This is a genomic window from Enterobacter sp. TCD1-1 (assembly GCF_020567405.1).
GTDB classification, from domain to species: domain Bacteria; phylum Pseudomonadota; class Gammaproteobacteria; order Enterobacterales; family Enterobacteriaceae; genus Enterobacter; species Enterobacter quasiroggenkampii.
The window spans coordinates 140,944-158,281 of the sequence record NZ_JAJCXF010000001.1 but is presented as its reverse complement, the minus strand read 5'-3'; the positions used below and the strand labels follow the sequence as shown (position 1 = coordinate 158,281).

The window sequence follows — 17,338 nt, the reverse complement described above, 5'->3', positions numbered from 1 at the left end:
AGATCATGCGTTATACGCATTCTCGCCGTGGCTGTTCACATCCAGACCTTCGCGTTCCTGCTCTTCCGGTACGCGCAGACCGACCGTCATGTCCGCCAGCTTGTAGCCGATGAACGCGACAACCGCAGACCACACCACGGTGATAGCAATACTTTCCAGCTGCACCAGCACCTGATGAACCATGGTGACGCCTTCTGCATAGCCCACACCACCGAGCGATTTCGCCGCGAAGATACCGGTCATGATACAGCCGACAATCCCGCACACGCCGTGAACGCCAAATACATCGCAAGGGTCATCCACGCGCAGCAGACGTTTCAGTGCGGTCACACCCCACAGACCCGCCAGACCGGACACCAGGCCAACCAGCAGCGCGCCACCTACGCCGACATAACCACACGCAGGCGTAATACCGACCAGACCCGCAATCGCCCCCGAGCAGGCACCCAGCAGGGAAGGTTTACCGCGCACCGCCCACTCGCCAAATACCCAGGAGAGGATTGCACCCGCCGTTGCCACCACGGTGTTCACGAAGGCCAGCGCAGCAATTTCGTTCGCGGCACTGGCTGAGCCGGCGTTGAAGCCAAACCAGCCAAAGTAGAGGATCGCGGTACCGGTAAAGACCATCGGCAGGTTGTGCGGTTTGAACGCCTCTTTACCGAAGCCCACGCGTTTGCCAATCAGGTATGCGCCCACCAGACCCGCGACCGCGGCGTTAATGTGAACAACGGTACCGCCCGCGAAGTCCAGCGCGCCGTGCGTCGCCAGCAGACCGCCACCCCAGACCATGTGCGCAATCGGCACATAGGAGAGCGTCAGCCAGACCACCACGAAGATCAGGACCGCAGAGAAACGAATACGCTCAGCGAGCGCGCCCACAATCAGCCCGACGGTAATGCAGGCGAAGGAGCCCTGGAACGCCACGTGAATATACTGATAGAAGCTGCCCATCAGCGCGGTCAGTTCAATGTTTTTCAGCATCACCCAGTCGAAGTTACCAAAGAACGCGTTGCCCGTGCCGAACGCCAGCGAGTAACCGTAAACCACCCACAGCACGCAGACCAGTGCGAACGTCACGGCAACCTGCGTCAGCATGGAGAGAACGTTTTTGCCACGGATCAGGCCGCCGTAGAACAGCGCAATGCCCGGAATGGACATGAACAGCACCAGCGCGGTGCTGATCATCATAAAGGCGTTATCGGCTTTGTCGGCCACCGCTGGGGCAGCAGCCAGCGCCAGGCCCGGCAGCAGCGCCAGCGAACCCAGACCCGTTTTAAGTGTTGCTATCTTCATTTTCTCGATCCCTATCACTGTGTGCCAGGCGTTAATTACAGAGCCGCTTCGTCAGATTCGCCGGTACGGATGCGAATGACGCGCTGCAGTTCGGCAACGAAAATTTTGCCGTCGCCAATTTTGCCGGTGTAGGCCGCTTTGCTAATGACATCAATGACTTCATCAAGCTGATCGTCAGCAATCGCGACATCAATTTTTACTTTTGGCAGAAAGTTAACGCTGTATTCCGCCCCGCGATAAAGCTCGGCATGACCCTTCTGACGACCAAAGCCTTTCACTTCGGTGACAGTCAGTCCCTGAATGCCCATTGAAGACAATGCTTCACGCACGTCTTCGAGTTTGAATGGTTTGATTACAACCGTAACCAGCTTCATAGATCCCCTCCAGTCAGAATTCGGTAATGGCCGCAGCTTACGCGGAAGGTATTGCAAGGGATGTGCCAGAAATGAAAACGGGAGGGAATCGCGGTGCGATGTGCGTTACACGGTCCTGATAAATGAACCGGTGAAAAAAAACGCACCATGCCGGTGCAGGGTGCGTTTCAGTTTTGCACCAACAGGAATGACTGTTAGCGCGGCGCCTCATTTTAGTGCATCAGGCGCTAAGCGACTCTTCATCACGCACGCTGGCGGCCAGCTCTTCGCCCGCCAGCTGCAGCTGGTACATCTGCCAGTAGCGCCCTTTTGCTTCCAGCAGCTCGCGGTGCGTACCGCGCTCCACGGCTTGTCCGCGATGCAGCACCAGAATAGTGTCCGCGTCGACGATGGTGGAAAGACGGTGGGCAATCACCACCAGCGTCGTATGGTCGCGTACGGCGGCCAGCGCCTGCTGAATCGCCTGCTCGGTACCGGAGTCTATGCTGGCCGTGGCTTCGTCAAGAATCAGCACCTGCGGCGTTTCAATCAGGACGCGCGCCAGCGCCAGGAGCTGTTTTTGCCCCACGGAGAGATTGTTGCCCTGCTCGCCCAGCTTCGTGTTGATCCCGTCGCTGAACCCGCGCGCCAGCTCTGCCAGCTGCACCGTTTCCAGTACCGCCCAAACCTGTGCCTCTGAATAGTCCCGCCCCAGGGTTACGTTGGCAAAGAAGGTATCGGCCAGTACGACCGGATCCTGCTGCACCATCGCAACGCCTTTGCGTAACACCGTGTGGCTAAGAGACGCGAGCGGGCGCCCGTCGAGGCGGATTTCGCCTTGCGTGACCGGGTAGTAGCCCATCAACAGGCTGGCGAGCGTGCTTTTACCGCTGCCGGTATGACCCACCAGCGCGACGAAACCGCGCGACGGAACGTCAAGCGTGATGTCCTGCAACACCAGACGGTCTTCACGATAGGCAAACGAGACGTTATCAAAGGCGATTGCCCCGCTTTGCAGAGGTCGCTCATCATTGCCGTAGGCCTGACGCGGCCTGTCCATCAGCTCAAAGACGCGCTCACCGGCGACGACCGCCTGTTGCAGCATCGATTGCTGCGTAGTGAGCTCGATCAGCGGCTCGTTGAGGCGTCCCAGATAGCTAATAAAAGCGTACAGCACGCCCACCTCAATCGTACCGTTTGAGCTCAGGCCAAAGAGCATCAGCAGCCCACACAGCACCAGCGCCGAGAACAGGCTCAGCAGCGGTCGCAGCAGGAAACCGTCCAGGCGCAGCGTCTGCATACGCGCCATATAGTGCGAACGGCTGGCTTCGCCCATGCGCTCGCCAAAGCGCGCCTGCTGGCGGAACTGCTGGATGACGCTCATGCCGTTAATCACTTCGTTGAAGCCATCGTTGATGTCGGCCAGATAGGCGCGAACCCGACGCACAATCGGCGTGCTGTAACGCTGATAAATCACCATGACGATCAGCACCGCCGGGAAGATGGTGATCGCCACCAGCGCCATGCGCCAGTCGAGGCTGAACATCGCCACCAGCATCGCGCCAATCAGCGCCGCGCTGCGTAATACCGTCGCGACCACGGTAACGTACAGATCGCGGATCACCTCGGTATCGTTGGTCACGCGCGAAATCACCTGCCCGACCGGCTGGATATCAAACTCGCTGAGCGGCTGGCGAAGCGCCGCGTCCATGACATCGGTACGCAACTGCTGAACAACGCCCACGGCGGCCCGGTTAAACAGCAGCGACTGAGCATAATGCAACCCTGCCGCCGTCAGCTGTAAGCCGACGTAGGCCACGCCTAACCCCGCCACCAGCCCGAGCGGTAGATAGCTTTTGGCGACCATGTTGTCGATAAAATAGCTGATGAGCAGCGGACCGCTCACTTCGGCAATCGCCGCAATCCAGAGTAAAAGCACGGCAACCGAGAGCGGTTTACGCCACGGCGAGCCGTAGGCCAGCAGACGTTTGAGCGTCGGCCACATCGTTCCGAGCTTACGCATTGGCGGCCTCCTGATCCTGTTCCGGCGCATCGTCCAGCGCCGCTTCAAGCTGTTGATAGCGGTACATATCGCGATACCAGCCCGGCTGCTCGGCCAGCGCGTCATGCTGCCCACGCTGGGCAATATGGCCGTGCTGCAATACCAGAATTTCGCTGGCTTCGGTAAGCGCTGACAAACGGTGCGCACTGATGATTATCGTGCGTCCGTCACCCCACTGGCGCAGGTTATGCAGGATCTGATGCTCGGTTCGGCCATCCACGGCGGAGAGCGCATCGTCCAGGATCAGGATTTCCGCATTCAGCAGCAGCGCGCGGGCAATGGAGATACGCTGTTTTTGCCCGCCGGACAGCATGACGCCGCGTTCCCCGACTTCGGTGTCGTAGCCCTGCGGCAGGCGCAAAATGTCATCATGCACGCTGGCCAAACGTGCCACATGCTCGATCTCTTCCTGCGTTGCCGCCGGGCACCCAAGCGCGATGTTGTTCGCCACGGTGTCAGAAAAAAGAAACGGCGTCTGGCTGACAACCGCCAGGCGACCACGCCACTCATCCAGCAGCAGGCTGGTGAGCGGAATATCATGGAAGCGAATATCGCCCTGCGTGACGTCAAAGTGGCGCTGGAGCAGCGACAGCACGGTACTTTTACCGGATCCCGTCGGGCCACAGATGCCCAGCATCTGGCCAGGCTGCAGCGTAAAGCTGACGTTCTCCAGCACCGGATGCTCCGTATGCGGATAGACAAACTTGCGGACGTCGACATGCATGACGCCACGCCCTTCCGGTACGGCTTCGCTACCGTCGATGACCACCGGCGCTTCGGCCAGCATGGCGCGAATGCGGCTATAGGCGGCACTGCCGCGCTCCACAATGTTAAACATCCAGGCCAGCGCCAGCATCGGCCAGATCATCAGCCCCAGATACATGGCAAAGCTGGTCAATTGCCCCAGGGTGAGCGTGCCCTGTACCACCATCCAGCTGCCGCCGCCAATGGCCAGCAGGTTTGCCATGCCGATTGCGATATAGATCGTCGGGTCAAAGCGAGCATCAATACGCGCGACGCGCATGTTCTTCGCTCCCGTGTCCGCGGCATCGGCCGCAAACAGCGCTGATTGCCGGTCCTCCAGGCCAAACGCTTTGATCATGCGGATGCTGGTCATGCTCTCCTGGGTGCGATCGTTCAGCGACGAAAACGCCGCCTGCGCCAGCTTGAAGCGCTCGTGCAGCTGTTCACCATAGCGATTGATCGCCAGCGCCATGATCGGCATCGGCAGCAGGGCCAGCAGGGTCAATTGCCAGCTGATCTGCGTGGACATGACGATCAGCACCGCACAGCCCATCACCAGCGAGTCCACCAGCGTCAACACCCCTTCCCCGGCGGCAAAGACCACGCGGTCAACGTCGTTAGTGGCGCGCGCGATAAGATCCCCGGTGCGGTGGCGCAGATAGAATTCGGGATGCTGTCGGCTCAGCTGGTGATAAAAATCTTCGCGCAGCTCAACGGCCAGCTGATAGGACGCACCAAACAGCAGCACGCGCCAGACGTAGCGCAGCAGATAAACAATGACCGCCGTCAGCACCAGCGTGCCAACCCACATCAACACCCGTGCGGTGGTGTAATGCTGTTCGGTGACGCCATCCACGACGTAGCCCACCACTTTCGGCGGGATCAGCTGCAGGATGGCAATGATAATAAGCAGGGCGACTGCACCGAGGTAGCGTTGCCACTCCCGACGAAAGTACCAGCTTAATTGGGCAAATAATCGCACGCGGTTTGTTCCTGAAGGTATTTTACGAAGTTATTCAATAGGTAATGCTGTGGTGTATTTAATCTGTTCCATGGCGAAGCTTGAGGTGACGTCCGATAACCCCGGCACGCTGTTCACCAGCCGCTTGTAGAAGTCATCATAGCGCTTCATGTCGGCCACCTGGACGCGCATCAGGTAATCGTACTCGCCGGCCATGCGCCAGAAACCGAGCACTTCGGGCATCTCAGACACCTGGGTGACGAAGCGGCAATACCACTCGCTGCTGTGATGCTGGGTTTTTATCAGCACAAATGCCGTCAACCCAAGCCCCAGTTTTTCAGGATCTAACAGCGCGACGCGCCCCAGAAGAATGCCGTCATCTTCCAGCTTCTTAAGACGCTTCCAGCACGGGGTGGTGGTCAGATTAACGGCATCTGCCAGCGCCTGCAAAGAGAGGGTACAGTCACTTTGCAGCAATGAAAGGAGCTTGCGGTCAATTTTATCTAGCATACCCACCTCACAGAGAAAATTTTTCTCCCTTCATTCTATTTTAAAGGCCAGATAGCAACAATTTTTTCTGTGCTTTTCGCTATGCTAGGCACAAAATGACAAACGGATAACGACGATGAATAGCACCTGGGTTAAACATGCGATCAGCGAAATCAATGCCGACTATCAGCGCTCGGCGGATACGCATCTGATTCGCCTTTCCCTGCCGGGATTTGACGGCATTCAGCTCTATCTGAAAGATGAAAGCACCCATCCTACCGGCAGCCTGAAGCATCGCCTGGCGCGCTCGCTGTTTTTATACGGTTTATGTAACGGCTGGATTAAAGAGGGTACCACCATTATTGAATCCTCTTCCGGTTCAACGGCGGTATCCGAAGCCTATTTCGCCCGCCTGCTGGGTCTGCCGTTTATCGCGGTGATGCCCTCCTGCACCGCAAAACGCAAAATCGAGCAGATCGAATTTTACGGCGGTCGCTGCCACTTTGTGGAAAGCGCCTGCGAAATCTACGCCGCCTCCGAAACGCTGGCCCGTGAGCTGAACGGCCACTATATGGACCAGTTCACCTTCGCCGAGCGCGCGACAGACTGGCGCGGGAATAACAACATTGCTGACAGTATCTTCCGCCAGATGACCCACGAACCGCATCCGGTTCCGTCCTACATTGTCATGAGCGCCGGTACCGGCGGCACGTCAGCCACGATCGGACGCTACATCCGCTGTCAGGGCTACGATACCCAGCTGATGGTGGTTGACCCGCAGAACTCCGTGTTCCTTGACTACTGGCAAAACCGCGATGCCGACCTGCGCAGCCCGGTAGGCAGCAAAATTGAAGGCATTGGCCGTCCGCGCGTCGAGCCCTCTTTCATCCCCGACGTGGTGGACGAGATGATGCGCGTGCCGGATGCCGCCAGCGTGGCCACTGCTCACTGGCTGGAGACGCAACTGGGCCGCAAAGTGGGTGCCTCGACGGGCACCAATATGTGGGGCGCGCTGCAGCTTGCCGAACGCATGCGCGAAGCGGGCCGCAGCGGTTCCATCGTCACGCTGCTGTGCGACAGCGGCGAGCGTTATCTCGAGACCTACTACAATGCGGAGTGGGTACAGGCCAACATCGGTGATATCGCCCCCTGGAAAGCGCAGATTGCGCAGCTGCTGAAATAAAAAAAAGCCAGACCGAAGTCTGGCTTGCTGGAAGGGTCTCACTATTCGGGGGAATAGGGGAGGTTGTTATTGTCCAGCCAATGCGTCAAAAAATGGGACACCGCTTCATTACGGCAGTGACCAATAACCGGCAGATGGGGAAGTTCTGCTTTCAGCTGCGCCATCGCATTCCCCATGATCAGACCGCGACCTACGCTACCCAGCATTTCGCGGTCGTTCATGGCGTCGCCGAACGCCATACACTCCTGCAGCGTTAATCCCAGGTGGTCGCTCAGCACCGCCAGAGCGGAACCTTTGTTACAGCCCACCGGCAGCACTTCCAGGCAATCCACCGCCGAGAAGGTCAGGTGTGCCCGGTCATCCAGCGCCTCATTCAGTTGAATCCGTAAGCGACAGAGATCGTCGTGATCGCCGCAGAAGCAGATCTTGGTCACCGCATGGGCGGGGATCCGACGCAGATCGATAAGCTGATATGTAAAACCGCTATACACATGCGCGTGCAATAATTCCGGGATGTCGCTTCCGGTAAACCAGCCCCGATCGTTGAAGACGTGGATGCTGGCCTGCGTGTCCCAGGTACTGTGCAGCACGATGTCCGCCACTTCCGGATTGAGATCCTGTCGGTGCAGCACATCACCTTCTACAGAATGAATTCGCGTCCCGTTGCCGGTGATCAGAAAGGCGTCGAGGGAAAACGCGCCCAGCAGGTGGCGCATCTCCAGCACATGGCGGCCAGTGGCAAACGTCAGGGTGACATTACGCTCGTGCAGACGCTTCAGCGTGTTCAGGGTTTTCTCCCCTAAACGGTGATCCGGCATTAACAGCGTACCGTCCATATCAAATGCAGCGAGCCGAGCCATGATTACTCCCGAAATGTGATGCGGTTAACTTGTGCAACAGTATCGTGTGAGATATACGGAAGTAATAGTGAAAAGATGATAATTATTGTTCCGGGTTTAGCATGCGCCAGCTCAATCGACTTAATCAGTATCACCGGCTCTGGCAGCCTTCCGAGGGTGCAACGCAACAGGTCACCATCAGCGAGCTGGCCGCCCGCTGTTTTTGCAGCGAGCGGCATGTCCGAACGCTGCTGCGTCAGGCACAGGAGGCGGGCTGGCTGAGCTGGCGAGCGCAGTCTGGCCGCGGTAAACGGGGTGAACTGACGTTCCATGTCGCGCCTGAATCTCTGCGCAATACCATGATGGAGGAGGCGCTGAGGCGGGGAGAACAGCACAACGTGCTTGAGCTGGCCCAGCTCGCCCCCGACGCATTGCGATCATTGCTGCATCCCTTTTTAGGCGGGCAGTGGCAAAACGATACGCCAACGCTGCGCATCCCCTATTACCGCTCGCTGGATCCGCTTCATCCGGGTTTTTTACCTGGTCGGGCGGAACAGCATCTGGCAGGACAGATCTTTTCCGGACTGACGCGCTTTCACGGCAACAGCAGTGAACCGACTGGTGACCTTGCCCATCACTGGGAGGTGTCGGCGGACGGTTTGCGCTGGCATTTTTATATTCGTTCCACCTTACACTGGCATAACGGCGATAAGGTCGAAACCGGACAGCTTCAGCAAAGCCTGAATGCGCTTTTTGCCTTGCCCGCCCTGCGGAAACTCTTCCAGAGCGTCCTGCGCATTGACGTCACTCACCCTCAGTGTCTGACGTTCACGCTGCACCAGCCGGACTACTGGCTGGCACACCGCCTGGCCACCTACTGTAGCCGGCTTGCACATCCCGAACAGCCCATGACGGGCTGCGGCCCCTTCAGGCTAAGCGTATATGAGCCCGATCTTGTCCGTCTGGAAAGCCACGAGCAGTACCATCTCAGCCACCCGCTGCTTAAGGCTATCGAATATTGGATCACACCGACGCTGTTTGACTATGGGCTGGGTACCAGCTGTCGCCATCCGGTGCAGATCGCCATTGGCGAGCCGGATGAACTTGAAAGCCTGCGCCTGGTGACGAACAGTACCAGTCTTGGCTTTTGCTATCTCACCCTGAAGCAAAGCCCGCGGCTGAGTGAAATGCAGGCACGACGGCTCATCAACATCATTCATCTCTCATCGCTTCTGCATACGCTGCCGCTCAACGAGGGGCTGATTACCCCAACAGAGGAGCTACTGCCCGGATGGGCGATCCCTCAATGGTCGGATCTGGCACATGTCCCCCTGCCGGAGACCTTAACCCTGATTTACCATTTGCCAGTTGAGTTGCACACGATGGCGCGTCAGCTAAAACAGTACCTTGCACAGCAGGGCTGCGAGCTAACGGTTATCTTTCACGACGCAAAAACCTGGGACGGATGCCAGCAACTGGCGGATGCGGATCTCATGATGGGTGACAGGCTGATTGGCGAAGCGCCGGAATATACGCTTGAGCAGTGGCTACGCTGTGATGCCCTCTGGCCGCACCTGCTGAGCGCGCCGCAATATGCCCATCTGCAGGCCACGCTGGATGCGGTACAGACTCAGTCCGATGAGCAGGCCAGACATGCCGGGCTCAGGGCCATTTTCTCCGGACTCATGGAAAAGGCGGTGATCACCCCACTGTTCAATTATCAATACCAAATCAGCGCCCCGCCGGGTGTCAACGGCATACGCCTCAACACTCGCGGCTGGTTTGACTTTACCGAAGCCTGGCTGCCCGCCCCCAAAGCGTGAAGAAGCTGGTCGCCGTCGTGGTCAGACGGTAACATAACGTTTTTACCGTAACAGTCGAGATGATTTATGAAACGTGCCGTCGTCGTGTTCAGCGGAGGACAAGATTCTACTACCTGCCTGGTTCAGGCTCTTCATCAGTACGATGAAGTTCACTGTGTGACTTTCGATTATGGTCAGCGTCATCGCGCTGAGATCGACGTTGCCCGTGAACTGGCCCTGAAACTGGGGGCACGCGCGCACAAGGTGCTGGACGTTACGCTGTTAAATGAACTGGCCGTGAGTAGCCTCACCCGGGACAGTATTCCCGTCCCGGACTACGAACCCGATGCCAGCGGCATTCCGAATACCTTCGTGCCGGGCCGTAATATCCTCTTCCTGACCCTGACGGCGATCTACGCCTACCAGGTGAAAGCCGAAGCGGTGATCACGGGCGTGTGTGAAACAGATTTCTCCGGCTACCCGGACTGTCGTGATGAGTTCGTGAAGGCATTAAACCACGCCGTCAATCTGGGGATGGCGAAAGAGACGCGCTTTGAAACCCCACTGATGTGGCTGGATAAAGCCGAAACCTGGGCGCTGGCGGACTACTGGGGCAAGCTGGACCTGGTTCGCAGCGAAACCCTCACCTGCTATAACGGCATCAAAGGCGACGGTTGCGGCCAGTGCGCCGCCTGTAATCTGCGTGCGAATGGGCTGAACCACTATCTGGCCGATAAAGCCGGCGTGATGGCCGCTATGCAGAAAAAAACCGGGCTAAAATAGGGCTACTTAACCGTGCTGTCGAACAGTTTCACGCCGGCAGCACGGGTGACTTTCATCAGCGTTGTCAGCGTTGGGTTGCCATTGTCTGATAAGGTTCGGTATAGCTGCTGACGAGACAGGCCTGCTTTGGCAGCGATTGTACCTATGCCGCCGCGGGATTCGATAACCTGGCGGAGTGCAATGAGATAGGCAGGGATCCCCTGGTCTTCATAGATTTCTTCCAGGGCTGTTTGCAAATAACGCTGAGCGTAGGAAGGATTCTCTCGTAGCATTTTCACAACAGCATCATGATGGCTAACAGAACTCGAATATTTTCGTTCAGTGGCGCTCATTCGATTGTCCTTTTATTTGATGATCTTTCCAGTAATCTATTGCCAGTTTGATATCCGCTTTTTGGCTCTTTTTGTCACCACCGATAAGTAACAATAAAACCTGCCGATTCTCTACTGCAAAATAGATTCTGTAGCCGGGGCCACTGTCGACTCGCATCTCCCAAACACCTTCCCTGAGGTATCTGTAATCGCCAAAATTACGTTTTATTGCACGGTTGATCCGCATAAGGATCCGGAAAACCGTATCCGGATCCCTTCGATTCATTCTGGCTACCCACTCCTCAAACGGCACTTTCCCGTCACGGGTCCGGTAACGTTCAACAACGTAGTCCCTGTCCATTATTCTATCCCTGAAAAACCTTTTTGTCTTTTATAAAAGACAAATTCCTACGCGATCATCAGCTCCAGCTTTTCGCGCAATTCCCCTTCCAGCGGCAGCGCTTTCTGCGTTTTCAGATCGATACAGACAAAAGTAATCAGCGCATCAGCGACCACCTGCCCTTCGGGATCGAGCGTCACCACCTGGCTTAACACGCCGCTTTTGCCATTGATCTGCTGCACCTGGCTGGTCACCGTGAGTACATCGCCCAGCACGGCCGGACGACGGTAGTTGATGTTGATATTGACGACCACGAACGCGATGTTGTGCGCGGTCAGCCACTGAAAGCTTTCGCTGTTTTCCAGCCCGTCCCAGCGCGCTTCCTCAAGAAACTCCAGGTAGCGGGCATTGTTCACATGCTGGTAAACGTCGAGGTGAAAACCGCGTACTTTAATTTTTGTCTGCATAGCGCAATAGCCTTTACTGTTATTGTAGGATGAGAGGTCATAACTGGTATGACCTCTTTATCCTGGCAAATTTTTGCCGCTGTGCAAGTAATTGTGAGATTACAACGTCAGGTGTGAGAGGTTGCGCTCAACCAGCGCGCTCCCCATGCCCGGAACCTGTTTGAGATCGTCGACCGTTTTGAAAGGACCATACTCTTCACGATAGCTGACGATAGCCTGCGCTTTTTTCAGTCCGACGCCATTCATCACGCGGGCGAGATCCTCGGCAGAGGCTGAATTGATGCTGACCCGCGTACCATCATCGTCCGCATTTTTACCGGCTTCGGTCGCTTTAGTCTGCCCTTGCGCCGGCGTCGCTGCGTCGGATTTGCTCTGTGTCGTCTGTTGTTTGGCGGCAGGCGTCGCCGCCAGCACCCCCGCGCTCATCCCGGTGGTGGCAATAGCCAGCGTAATTAACAGTGCTTTGATTCCACATTTCATGCTGTTATCTCCTTGTTTGTTGACAGCCCCGTCACGATAGCCGCCCGAGAAAACCGGCACAAACAGCAGAGTGCAGAAATGGAAAAGGCCGCGAAAGCGGCCTTTAGTTATTGCAGTGCGTTACGAAAATCTGCGAGCAGATACGTAATTATTGCTGCTGAGTGATGATGTCGCCCAGCTTAATTTTGGCATCTTTACGCAGGTTGCTCATCATGGCTTCGAAGGCAATCTGAGCATTGTTCTGGGTAATCCCCTGGACCATCGCCTTCTTCTGCGCGTCTGGCAGGGTACCGGCTTTCACTTCATCCAGCGCCAGCAGAACGACGTTACCCTGCGCATCGGTGGTAGTACCGAAGCTTGGCTTGTCCTTCGCAGGCAGAGTCAGGCCAAACGCGGCCTGGCTGATTGGATCCTGACCGGTACGGCTCAGCGTTTTCGCTTCACCGAAGCTCAGGCCAGCCGCTTTCAGCGCATCCTCTTTACCCGCTTTCAGATCGGCCAGAATCTTCTCAGCATCCAGCTTCGCCTGCTGTTCCGCTTTGTTGTGCTTAACCTGAGCGACGACCTGATCCTTCACTTCCGCCAGCGGTTTGACCGCTTCTGGCTTGTGCTCGCTGACGCGCAGCACAAACGCACGATCGCCATCGACGGTAATGATGTCAGAGTTACTGCCCGGCGTGCCGTTCTCGCCGACCAGACCACCGTTGAAGATGGCATCTGAAACCGGTTTGAAGTTCAGCTCTTCCGGCAGGTTGTCACGGCCAAACCAGCCCGTCTCAACCGCTTTCACCCCAGCCGCCTGCTCGGCACCCGCCAGAGATTCGTTGTCGTTGCTGGCAGCATCGCTCACCTTCTGCTGCAGTGCATAGTAGGCATCCAGCGCTTTTTCCTGTTTCACTTTCGCCGCGATATCGTCGCGAACCTCAGCCAGCGGCTTGGTTTTCGCCGCGGTGATGTCGTCCAGACGCACGACCAGGAAGCCCACGGAAGATTTAATGACGCCAGACAGTTGGCCTTTCTCTTTCAGGCCGGCATTTTTCAGCTCGTCCGGCGTGGTCGCGTCTTCCAGCCAGCCCATATCGCCGCCGTTTTTCGCAGAGATAATGTCGGTGGATTTCGCTTTCGCGACGGTCGCGAAATCAGCGCCTTTGTTCAGCTCATCCAGTACCGCTTTGGCATCCGCCTCGGTTTTGGTCTGAATCACGCTGTAGCGGTTACGCTGCGGCTGTGTGAACTGATCCTGATGCTGGTCATAGTAAGACTGGATTTCCGCGTCAGACGCGGTTTCCTGCAGCGCGGCAGCATCCAGCTTGATGTAGCTCACACGGAACTGCTCTGGAGAAACAAAGGTATTCTTGTTCTGCTCGTAATAAGCGTTAACGTCAGCGTCGCTCACCTGCTGTTTCGCCGCAAGGGCGTTCACATCAATGGTCGCTTCACGTACAACGCGCTGCTGTGCCACCAGCGCGGCCAGTTCATCCGTTTCACCTTTGAGCATGAAATCAGTGCCGACAACGGCATTGATGAGCTGCTGAGTGGTCAGCTGGTTACGCAGAGCCTGCGCGTACTGATCGGCCGTCATCCCCATCTGGTTAACGATGCTGTTGTAACGCGCGTTGTCGAATTTACCGTTAGACTGGAAGGCTTGCGTGGAGAAAATGGCTTTTTTCACCTGCTCATCGCTGATGCCAAGGCCCAGTTTTTTGGCATACTGATCCAGCAGCGCTTCGTCGATAAGACGGTTCAGAGTTTGTTGGCGCAGGGTCTTCATGTACCCTTCGTTCGCTGCCAGTTCAGAGAATTGGTCGCCCAGCTGTTGCTGCATACGGTTACGTTCACCGGCAAAAGCATTCTCGAACTGACCGCGGCTGATCTCCTGGCCATTCACTTTTGCGGCATAGTTCGCGCCACCGCCAATAAGGTAACTGCTCACGCCGGTCAATATGAACGACACGATAATGATACCGAAAATAATCTTGAGCACGAGACTGTTAGCAGCCGTGCGTAAGCTGTCCATCATGGTGTAACAACACTCCGCTGTAGGTGACTGGTTACATGACGCTGACGGAAAATCCTGCCCGTCGCGCGTAAAGTCGTATTGTGACAAGAAAACGGGGCGATTGTCAGCCCACAACTCGCATAAACTCGCACAAATCAGGTCTGGACAAACAAAAAAGGCACATCAAACGATGCGCCCTTGTACTATCCGGCTTCCCTGAAACGGGAAAGCAATCAGTTTACTGCGTCTTTCAGCGCTTTACCTGCACGGAAACCCGGCACTTTAGCGGCAGCAATGGTGATCTCTTTACCGGTCTGAGGGTTGCGGCCAGTACGGGCAGCACGCTCTTTAACAGCAAAAGTACCGAAGCCTACCAGTGCAACGTCGTCCCCAGCCTGCAGAGATTCAGTAACAGAAGCAATTAATGCATCTAACGCACGTCCAGCTGCAGCTTTAGAAATATCAGCACCAGCAGCAATTTTGTCAATCAGTTGAGATTTATTCACTGTTCTCTTCCTCTCTTTATAATTTATATCGCGCCTGAATCCTTCACAACGCGACCGCGCAGCAGTTATATCAGGCCTGCCATGACCTTACAACACCCGTTGTTGATGGCTGACCTAATCAGCAATCTAAATTAGCTATACAAAAAAAGGCTGGCAAGTGCGAAATGACTTACCAGCCTTGTTTTTATTGACGCTCTTTGCGCGAGGTCACTATTTTGCGGTTACAACCTGCATTCCTGACGGTTCATTCTGCAATGCGAGACTAAGAACTTCCTCAATTCGCTTAACAGGATGAATCTGCAGGTCGGCAATCACGTTGTCCGGAATCTCTTCCAGATCGCGTTTATTTTCGTAAGGGATCAATACGGTTTTGATCCCACCGCGGTGTGCCGCCAGCAGTTTTTCTTTTAAGCCGCCAATTGGCAGAACCTGGCCACGCAGCGTAATCTCACCGGTCATCGCCACATCGGCACGCACCGGGTTCCCTGTCAGGCAAGAAACCAGAGCGGTACACATGGCAATGCCCGCGCTTGGACCATCTTTCGGCGTCGCCCCTTCAGGTACGTGCACGTGGATGTCGCGTTTTTCGTAGAAATCAGGGTTGATCCCCAGTTTCTCCGCGCGCGCGCGCACCACGGTCAGCGCCGCCTGGATGGACTCCTGCATCACTTCACCCAGCGAGCCGGTGTAGGTCAGTTTACCTTTACCCGGTACACAGGCGGTTTCGATGGTCAGCAGATCGCCGCCCACTTCCGTCCATGCCAGACCGGTCACCTGGCCAACGCGGTTTTCGTTGTCCGCGCGACCGTAGTCGAAGCGCTGAACACCGAGATAGGCATGCAGATTATCGCCGTTAATCACAATGTGTTTCAGGCTCTTATCCAGCAGCAACTGTTTCACCGCCTTACGGCACAGTTTAGAGATTTCACGCTCAAGGCTACGCACGCCCGCTTCACGGGTGTAGTAGCGAATGATGCCAATAATCGCGCTGTCCTCGACGGTCAGCTCGTTGGCTTTCAGCGCGTTACGTTCAATCTGTTTCGGCAGCAGGTGCTGTTTAGCAATGTTCAGCTTCTCGTCTTCGGTGTAACCGGAGAGACGGATCACTTCCATACGGTCCAGCAGCGGAGCCGGAATGTTCATGGAGTTCGACGTCGCCACGAACATGACGTCGCTCAGGTCGTAGTCCACTTCCAGGTAGTGATCGCTGAACGCCACGTTCTGTTCTGGATCAAGCACTTCCAGCAGGGCTGACGCCGGATCGCCACGCATGTCCGACGACATCTTGTCGATCTCATCCAGCAGGAACAGCGGGTTTTTAACGCCCACTTTCGCCATCTTCTGGATCAGTTTACCCGGCATAGAACCGATGTAGGTACGGCGGTGACCGCGGATTTCCGCTTCATCGCGCACGCCACCCAGCGCCATACGGATATACTTACGTCCGGTCGCTTTAGCGATGGACTGACCCAGAGAGGTTTTACCTACCCCTGGCGGTCCTACCAGGCACAGAATTGGGCCTTTGATTTTGTTTACACGGCTTTGTACCGCGAGGTACTCAAGAATGCGGTCTTTCACGCGTTCCAGGCCATAGTGGTCGGTATCGAGGATTTCCTGCGCCTGACGCAGGTCTTTTTTGACCTTGCTGCGGGCGTTCCACGGAACCTGCACCATCCACTCAATGTAGCCGCGTACAACGGTCGCTTCAGCCGACATTGGAGACATCATTTTCAGCTTCTGCAACTCGGCTTCGGCTTTCTCTTTCGCCTCTTTCGGCATCTTCGCCGCGTCGATCTTACGCTTCAGCGCTTCGTTTTCGTCCGGCGCATCGTCCATCTCGCCCAGTTCTTTCTGAATGGCCTTCATTTGCTCATTCAGATAGTACTCACGCTGAGATTTTTCCATCTGCTTTTTCACGCGGTTGCGAATACGCTTCTCAACCTGCAGCAGATCGATTTCGGACTCCATCATCGCCATCAGGTATTCCAGACGTTCGTTAACGTCGGACATTTCCAGCACAGACTGTTTGTCAGCCAGTTTCAGCGGCATATGTGCAGCGATGGTGTCCGCCAGACGTGCAGGATCGTCGATGCTGTTCAGCGACGTCAGCACTTCTGGTGGGATTTTCTTGTTCAGCTTGATGTAGCCTTCAAACTGGCTAATCGCGGTGCGAACCAGTACTTCCTGCTCGCGCTCATCAAGTTCAGGCGAATCAAGGTACTCTGCCTTGGCAGAGAAATGTTCGCCGTCGTCTGACAAAGTGGTAATACGCGCACGCTGCAGGCCTTCTACCAGCACCTTCACGGTGCCGTCAGGCAGCTTCAGCATCTGCAAAATAGAGGCCACGGTCCCGACGGTGAAAAGATCGTTTACACCCGGCTCATCCGTTGATGCTTCTTTCTGCGCCACCAGCATGATTTTTTTATCATGATCCATAGCGGCTTCGAGGCAACGGATAGATTTTTCCCGCCCTACAAATAAGGGTATGACCATGTGCGGATAAACCACCACATCGCGCAACGGCAATACGGGGATTTCAATGCGTTCAGAACGCTCAGGATTCATAGAGCTCTCTCTTAGTTAGTGTCCGCCAGGTAAGCTGGTCATGTCACTGTGCTTCACATAACCATTAACATGTATCCAGTATATGGGGATGTTTCCCACACATTCAACGCTATGAATACGGAAAAAGTAAAGGGGAGATAAAATCCCCCCTTTTTGATTAA

16 protein-coding genes are annotated in these 17,338 nt (G+C 56.0%); 3 read left to right on the top strand and 13 right to left on the bottom strand.

The annotated features are described in order from the left end of the window. Positions 1-3: 3 nt before the first annotated feature. The 5 genes from amtB to LJA86_RS00745 all read right to left on the bottom strand — a co-directional run bounded on the left by amtB (position 4) and on the right by LJA86_RS00745 (position 5,923). Entirely contained in the window at positions 4-1,293 is a 1,290-nt protein-coding gene (gene amtB, locus LJA86_RS00765; RefSeq protein WP_047074530.1) for an ammonium transporter AmtB, read from the bottom strand. A 35-nt stretch (positions 1,294-1,328) separates the two neighbouring features. Further along, complete coding sequence (glnK, locus tag LJA86_RS00760; RefSeq protein WP_008503304.1) at positions 1,329-1,667, bottom strand: P-II family nitrogen regulator; 339 nt, start codon at positions 1,665-1,667, stop codon at positions 1,329-1,331. Positions 1,668-1,887: 220 nt separating this feature from the next. Continuing rightward, positions 1,888-3,669, bottom strand: coding sequence for a SmdB family multidrug efflux ABC transporter permease/ATP-binding protein (locus tag LJA86_RS00755; protein WP_229225341.1), 1,782 nt, complete (start codon positions 3,667-3,669; stop codon positions 1,888-1,890). Further along, on the bottom strand, positions 3,662-5,434 hold the full coding sequence (locus LJA86_RS00750) for a SmdA family multidrug ABC transporter permease/ATP-binding protein (protein ID WP_111967297.1): 1,773 nt from the start codon (positions 5,432-5,434) through the stop codon (positions 3,662-3,664). Before LJA86_RS00750 ends, LJA86_RS00755 begins: the two co-directional genes overlap by 8 nt. A gap of 30 nt (positions 5,435-5,464) precedes the next feature. Continuing rightward, positions 5,465-5,923 carry an Lrp/AsnC family transcriptional regulator gene (locus tag LJA86_RS00745; protein WP_008503307.1) on the bottom strand — a complete coding sequence of 153 codons (459 nt, stop codon included), beginning with the start codon at positions 5,921-5,923 and terminating at the stop codon, positions 5,465-5,467. Positions 5,924-6,038: 115 nt separating this feature from the next. On the opposite strand from LJA86_RS00745, the gene LJA86_RS00740 reads away from it, so the two are divergent. Continuing rightward, complete coding sequence (locus LJA86_RS00740; protein WP_045909770.1) at positions 6,039-7,085, top strand: PLP-dependent cysteine synthase family protein; 1,047 nt, start codon at positions 6,039-6,041, stop codon at positions 7,083-7,085. A gap of 41 nt (positions 7,086-7,126) precedes the next feature. Here the strand turns inward: LJA86_RS00740 and cof are convergent, their stop codons facing one another. After that, positions 7,127-7,945, bottom strand: coding sequence for an HMP-PP phosphatase (gene cof / locus LJA86_RS00735; RefSeq protein ID WP_229225339.1), 819 nt, complete (start codon positions 7,943-7,945; stop codon positions 7,127-7,129). A gap of 101 nt (positions 7,946-8,046) precedes the next feature. Between cof and LJA86_RS00730 the strand changes: the two genes are divergently transcribed. Then, positions 8,047-9,747, top strand: a complete 1,701-nt coding sequence (locus LJA86_RS00730) for an SgrR family transcriptional regulator (RefSeq protein ID WP_045909772.1) — start codon at positions 8,047-8,049, stop codon at positions 9,745-9,747. Between the two features lie 66 nt (positions 9,748-9,813). Next, positions 9,814-10,509: a 7-cyano-7-deazaguanine synthase QueC gene (gene queC, locus LJA86_RS00725; protein ID WP_008503311.1), complete on the top strand. Its 696-nt coding sequence runs from the start codon at positions 9,814-9,816 to the stop codon at positions 10,507-10,509. A gap of 2 nt (positions 10,510-10,511) precedes the next feature. On the opposite strand, the gene LJA86_RS00720 is transcribed toward queC, so the two are convergent. From LJA86_RS00720 to lon, 7 genes are all read right to left on the bottom strand, one after another. After that, positions 10,512-10,841, bottom strand: a complete 330-nt coding sequence (locus LJA86_RS00720; RefSeq protein WP_229225337.1) for an addiction module antidote protein — start codon at positions 10,839-10,841, stop codon at positions 10,512-10,514. Next, on the bottom strand, positions 10,828-11,181 hold the full coding sequence (locus tag LJA86_RS00715) for a type II toxin-antitoxin system RelE/ParE family toxin (protein WP_069720235.1): 354 nt from the start codon (positions 11,179-11,181) through the stop codon (positions 10,828-10,830). Before LJA86_RS00715 ends, LJA86_RS00720 begins: the two co-directional genes overlap by 14 nt. 47 nt (positions 11,182-11,228) lie before the next feature. Continuing rightward, the gene (locus tag LJA86_RS00710; RefSeq protein ID WP_024906822.1) at positions 11,229-11,627 is read right to left on the bottom strand and encodes a YbgC/FadM family acyl-CoA thioesterase; all 399 of its coding nucleotides are present in this window, start codon (positions 11,625-11,627) and stop codon (positions 11,229-11,231) included. 99 nt (positions 11,628-11,726) lie between these two features. Then, entirely contained in the window at positions 11,727-12,107 is a 381-nt protein-coding gene (locus tag LJA86_RS00705) for a helix-hairpin-helix domain-containing protein (RefSeq protein WP_229225336.1), read from the bottom strand. 148 nt (positions 12,108-12,255) lie between these two features. Further along, positions 12,256-14,127 (bottom strand): peptidylprolyl isomerase, encoded by a 1,872-nt coding sequence (gene ppiD, locus LJA86_RS00700; protein ID WP_045909777.1) that lies wholly within the window; start codon positions 14,125-14,127, stop codon positions 12,256-12,258. A gap of 212 nt (positions 14,128-14,339) precedes the next feature. Further along, positions 14,340-14,612, bottom strand: a complete 273-nt coding sequence (hupB, locus tag LJA86_RS00695; RefSeq protein WP_002444653.1) for a nucleoid-associated protein HU-beta — start codon at positions 14,610-14,612, stop codon at positions 14,340-14,342. A 210-nt stretch (positions 14,613-14,822) separates the two neighbouring features. Further along, positions 14,823-17,177, bottom strand: a complete 2,355-nt coding sequence (lon, locus tag LJA86_RS00690) for an endopeptidase La (protein WP_023334706.1) — start codon at positions 17,175-17,177, stop codon at positions 14,823-14,825. Positions 17,178-17,338: the final 161 nt, after the last annotated feature.

Bases quoted from the DNA above. Each gene is read 5' to 3' on its own strand.
- amtB (WP_047074530.1), bottom strand. From the start codon at position 1,293: ATGAAGATAGCAACACTTAAAACGGGTCTGGGTTCGCTGGCGCTGCTG.
- glnK (WP_008503304.1), bottom strand. From the start codon at position 1,667: ATGAAGCTGGTTACGGTTGTAATCAAACCATTCAAACTCGAAGACGTG.
- LJA86_RS00755 (WP_229225341.1), bottom strand. From the start codon at position 3,669: ATGCGTAAGCTCGGAACGATGTGGCCGACGCTCAAACGTCTGCTGGCC.
- LJA86_RS00745 (WP_008503307.1), bottom strand. From the start codon at position 5,923: ATGCTAGATAAAATTGACCGCAAGCTCCTTTCATTGCTGCAAAGTGAC.
- LJA86_RS00740 (WP_045909770.1), top strand. From the start codon at position 6,039: ATGAATAGCACCTGGGTTAAACATGCGATCAGCGAAATCAATGCCGAC.
- cof (WP_229225339.1), bottom strand. From the start codon at position 7,945: ATGGCTCGGCTCGCTGCATTTGATATGGACGGTACGCTGTTAATGCCG.
- LJA86_RS00730 (WP_045909772.1), top strand. From the start codon at position 8,047: ATGCGCCAGCTCAATCGACTTAATCAGTATCACCGGCTCTGGCAGCCT.
- queC (WP_008503311.1), top strand. From the start codon at position 9,814: ATGAAACGTGCCGTCGTCGTGTTCAGCGGAGGACAAGATTCTACTACC.
- LJA86_RS00720 (WP_229225337.1), bottom strand. From the start codon at position 10,841: ATGAGCGCCACTGAACGAAAATATTCGAGTTCTGTTAGCCATCATGAT.
- LJA86_RS00715 (WP_069720235.1), bottom strand. From the start codon at position 11,181: ATGGACAGGGACTACGTTGTTGAACGTTACCGGACCCGTGACGGGAAA.
- LJA86_RS00710 (WP_024906822.1), bottom strand. From the start codon at position 11,627: ATGCAGACAAAAATTAAAGTACGCGGTTTTCACCTCGACGTTTACCAG.
- LJA86_RS00705 (WP_229225336.1), bottom strand. From the start codon at position 12,107: ATGAAATGTGGAATCAAAGCACTGTTAATTACGCTGGCTATTGCCACC.
- ppiD (WP_045909777.1), bottom strand. From the start codon at position 14,127: ATGATGGACAGCTTACGCACGGCTGCTAACAGTCTCGTGCTCAAGATT.
- lon (WP_023334706.1), bottom strand. From the start codon at position 17,177: ATGAATCCTGAGCGTTCTGAACGCATTGAAATCCCCGTATTGCCGTTG.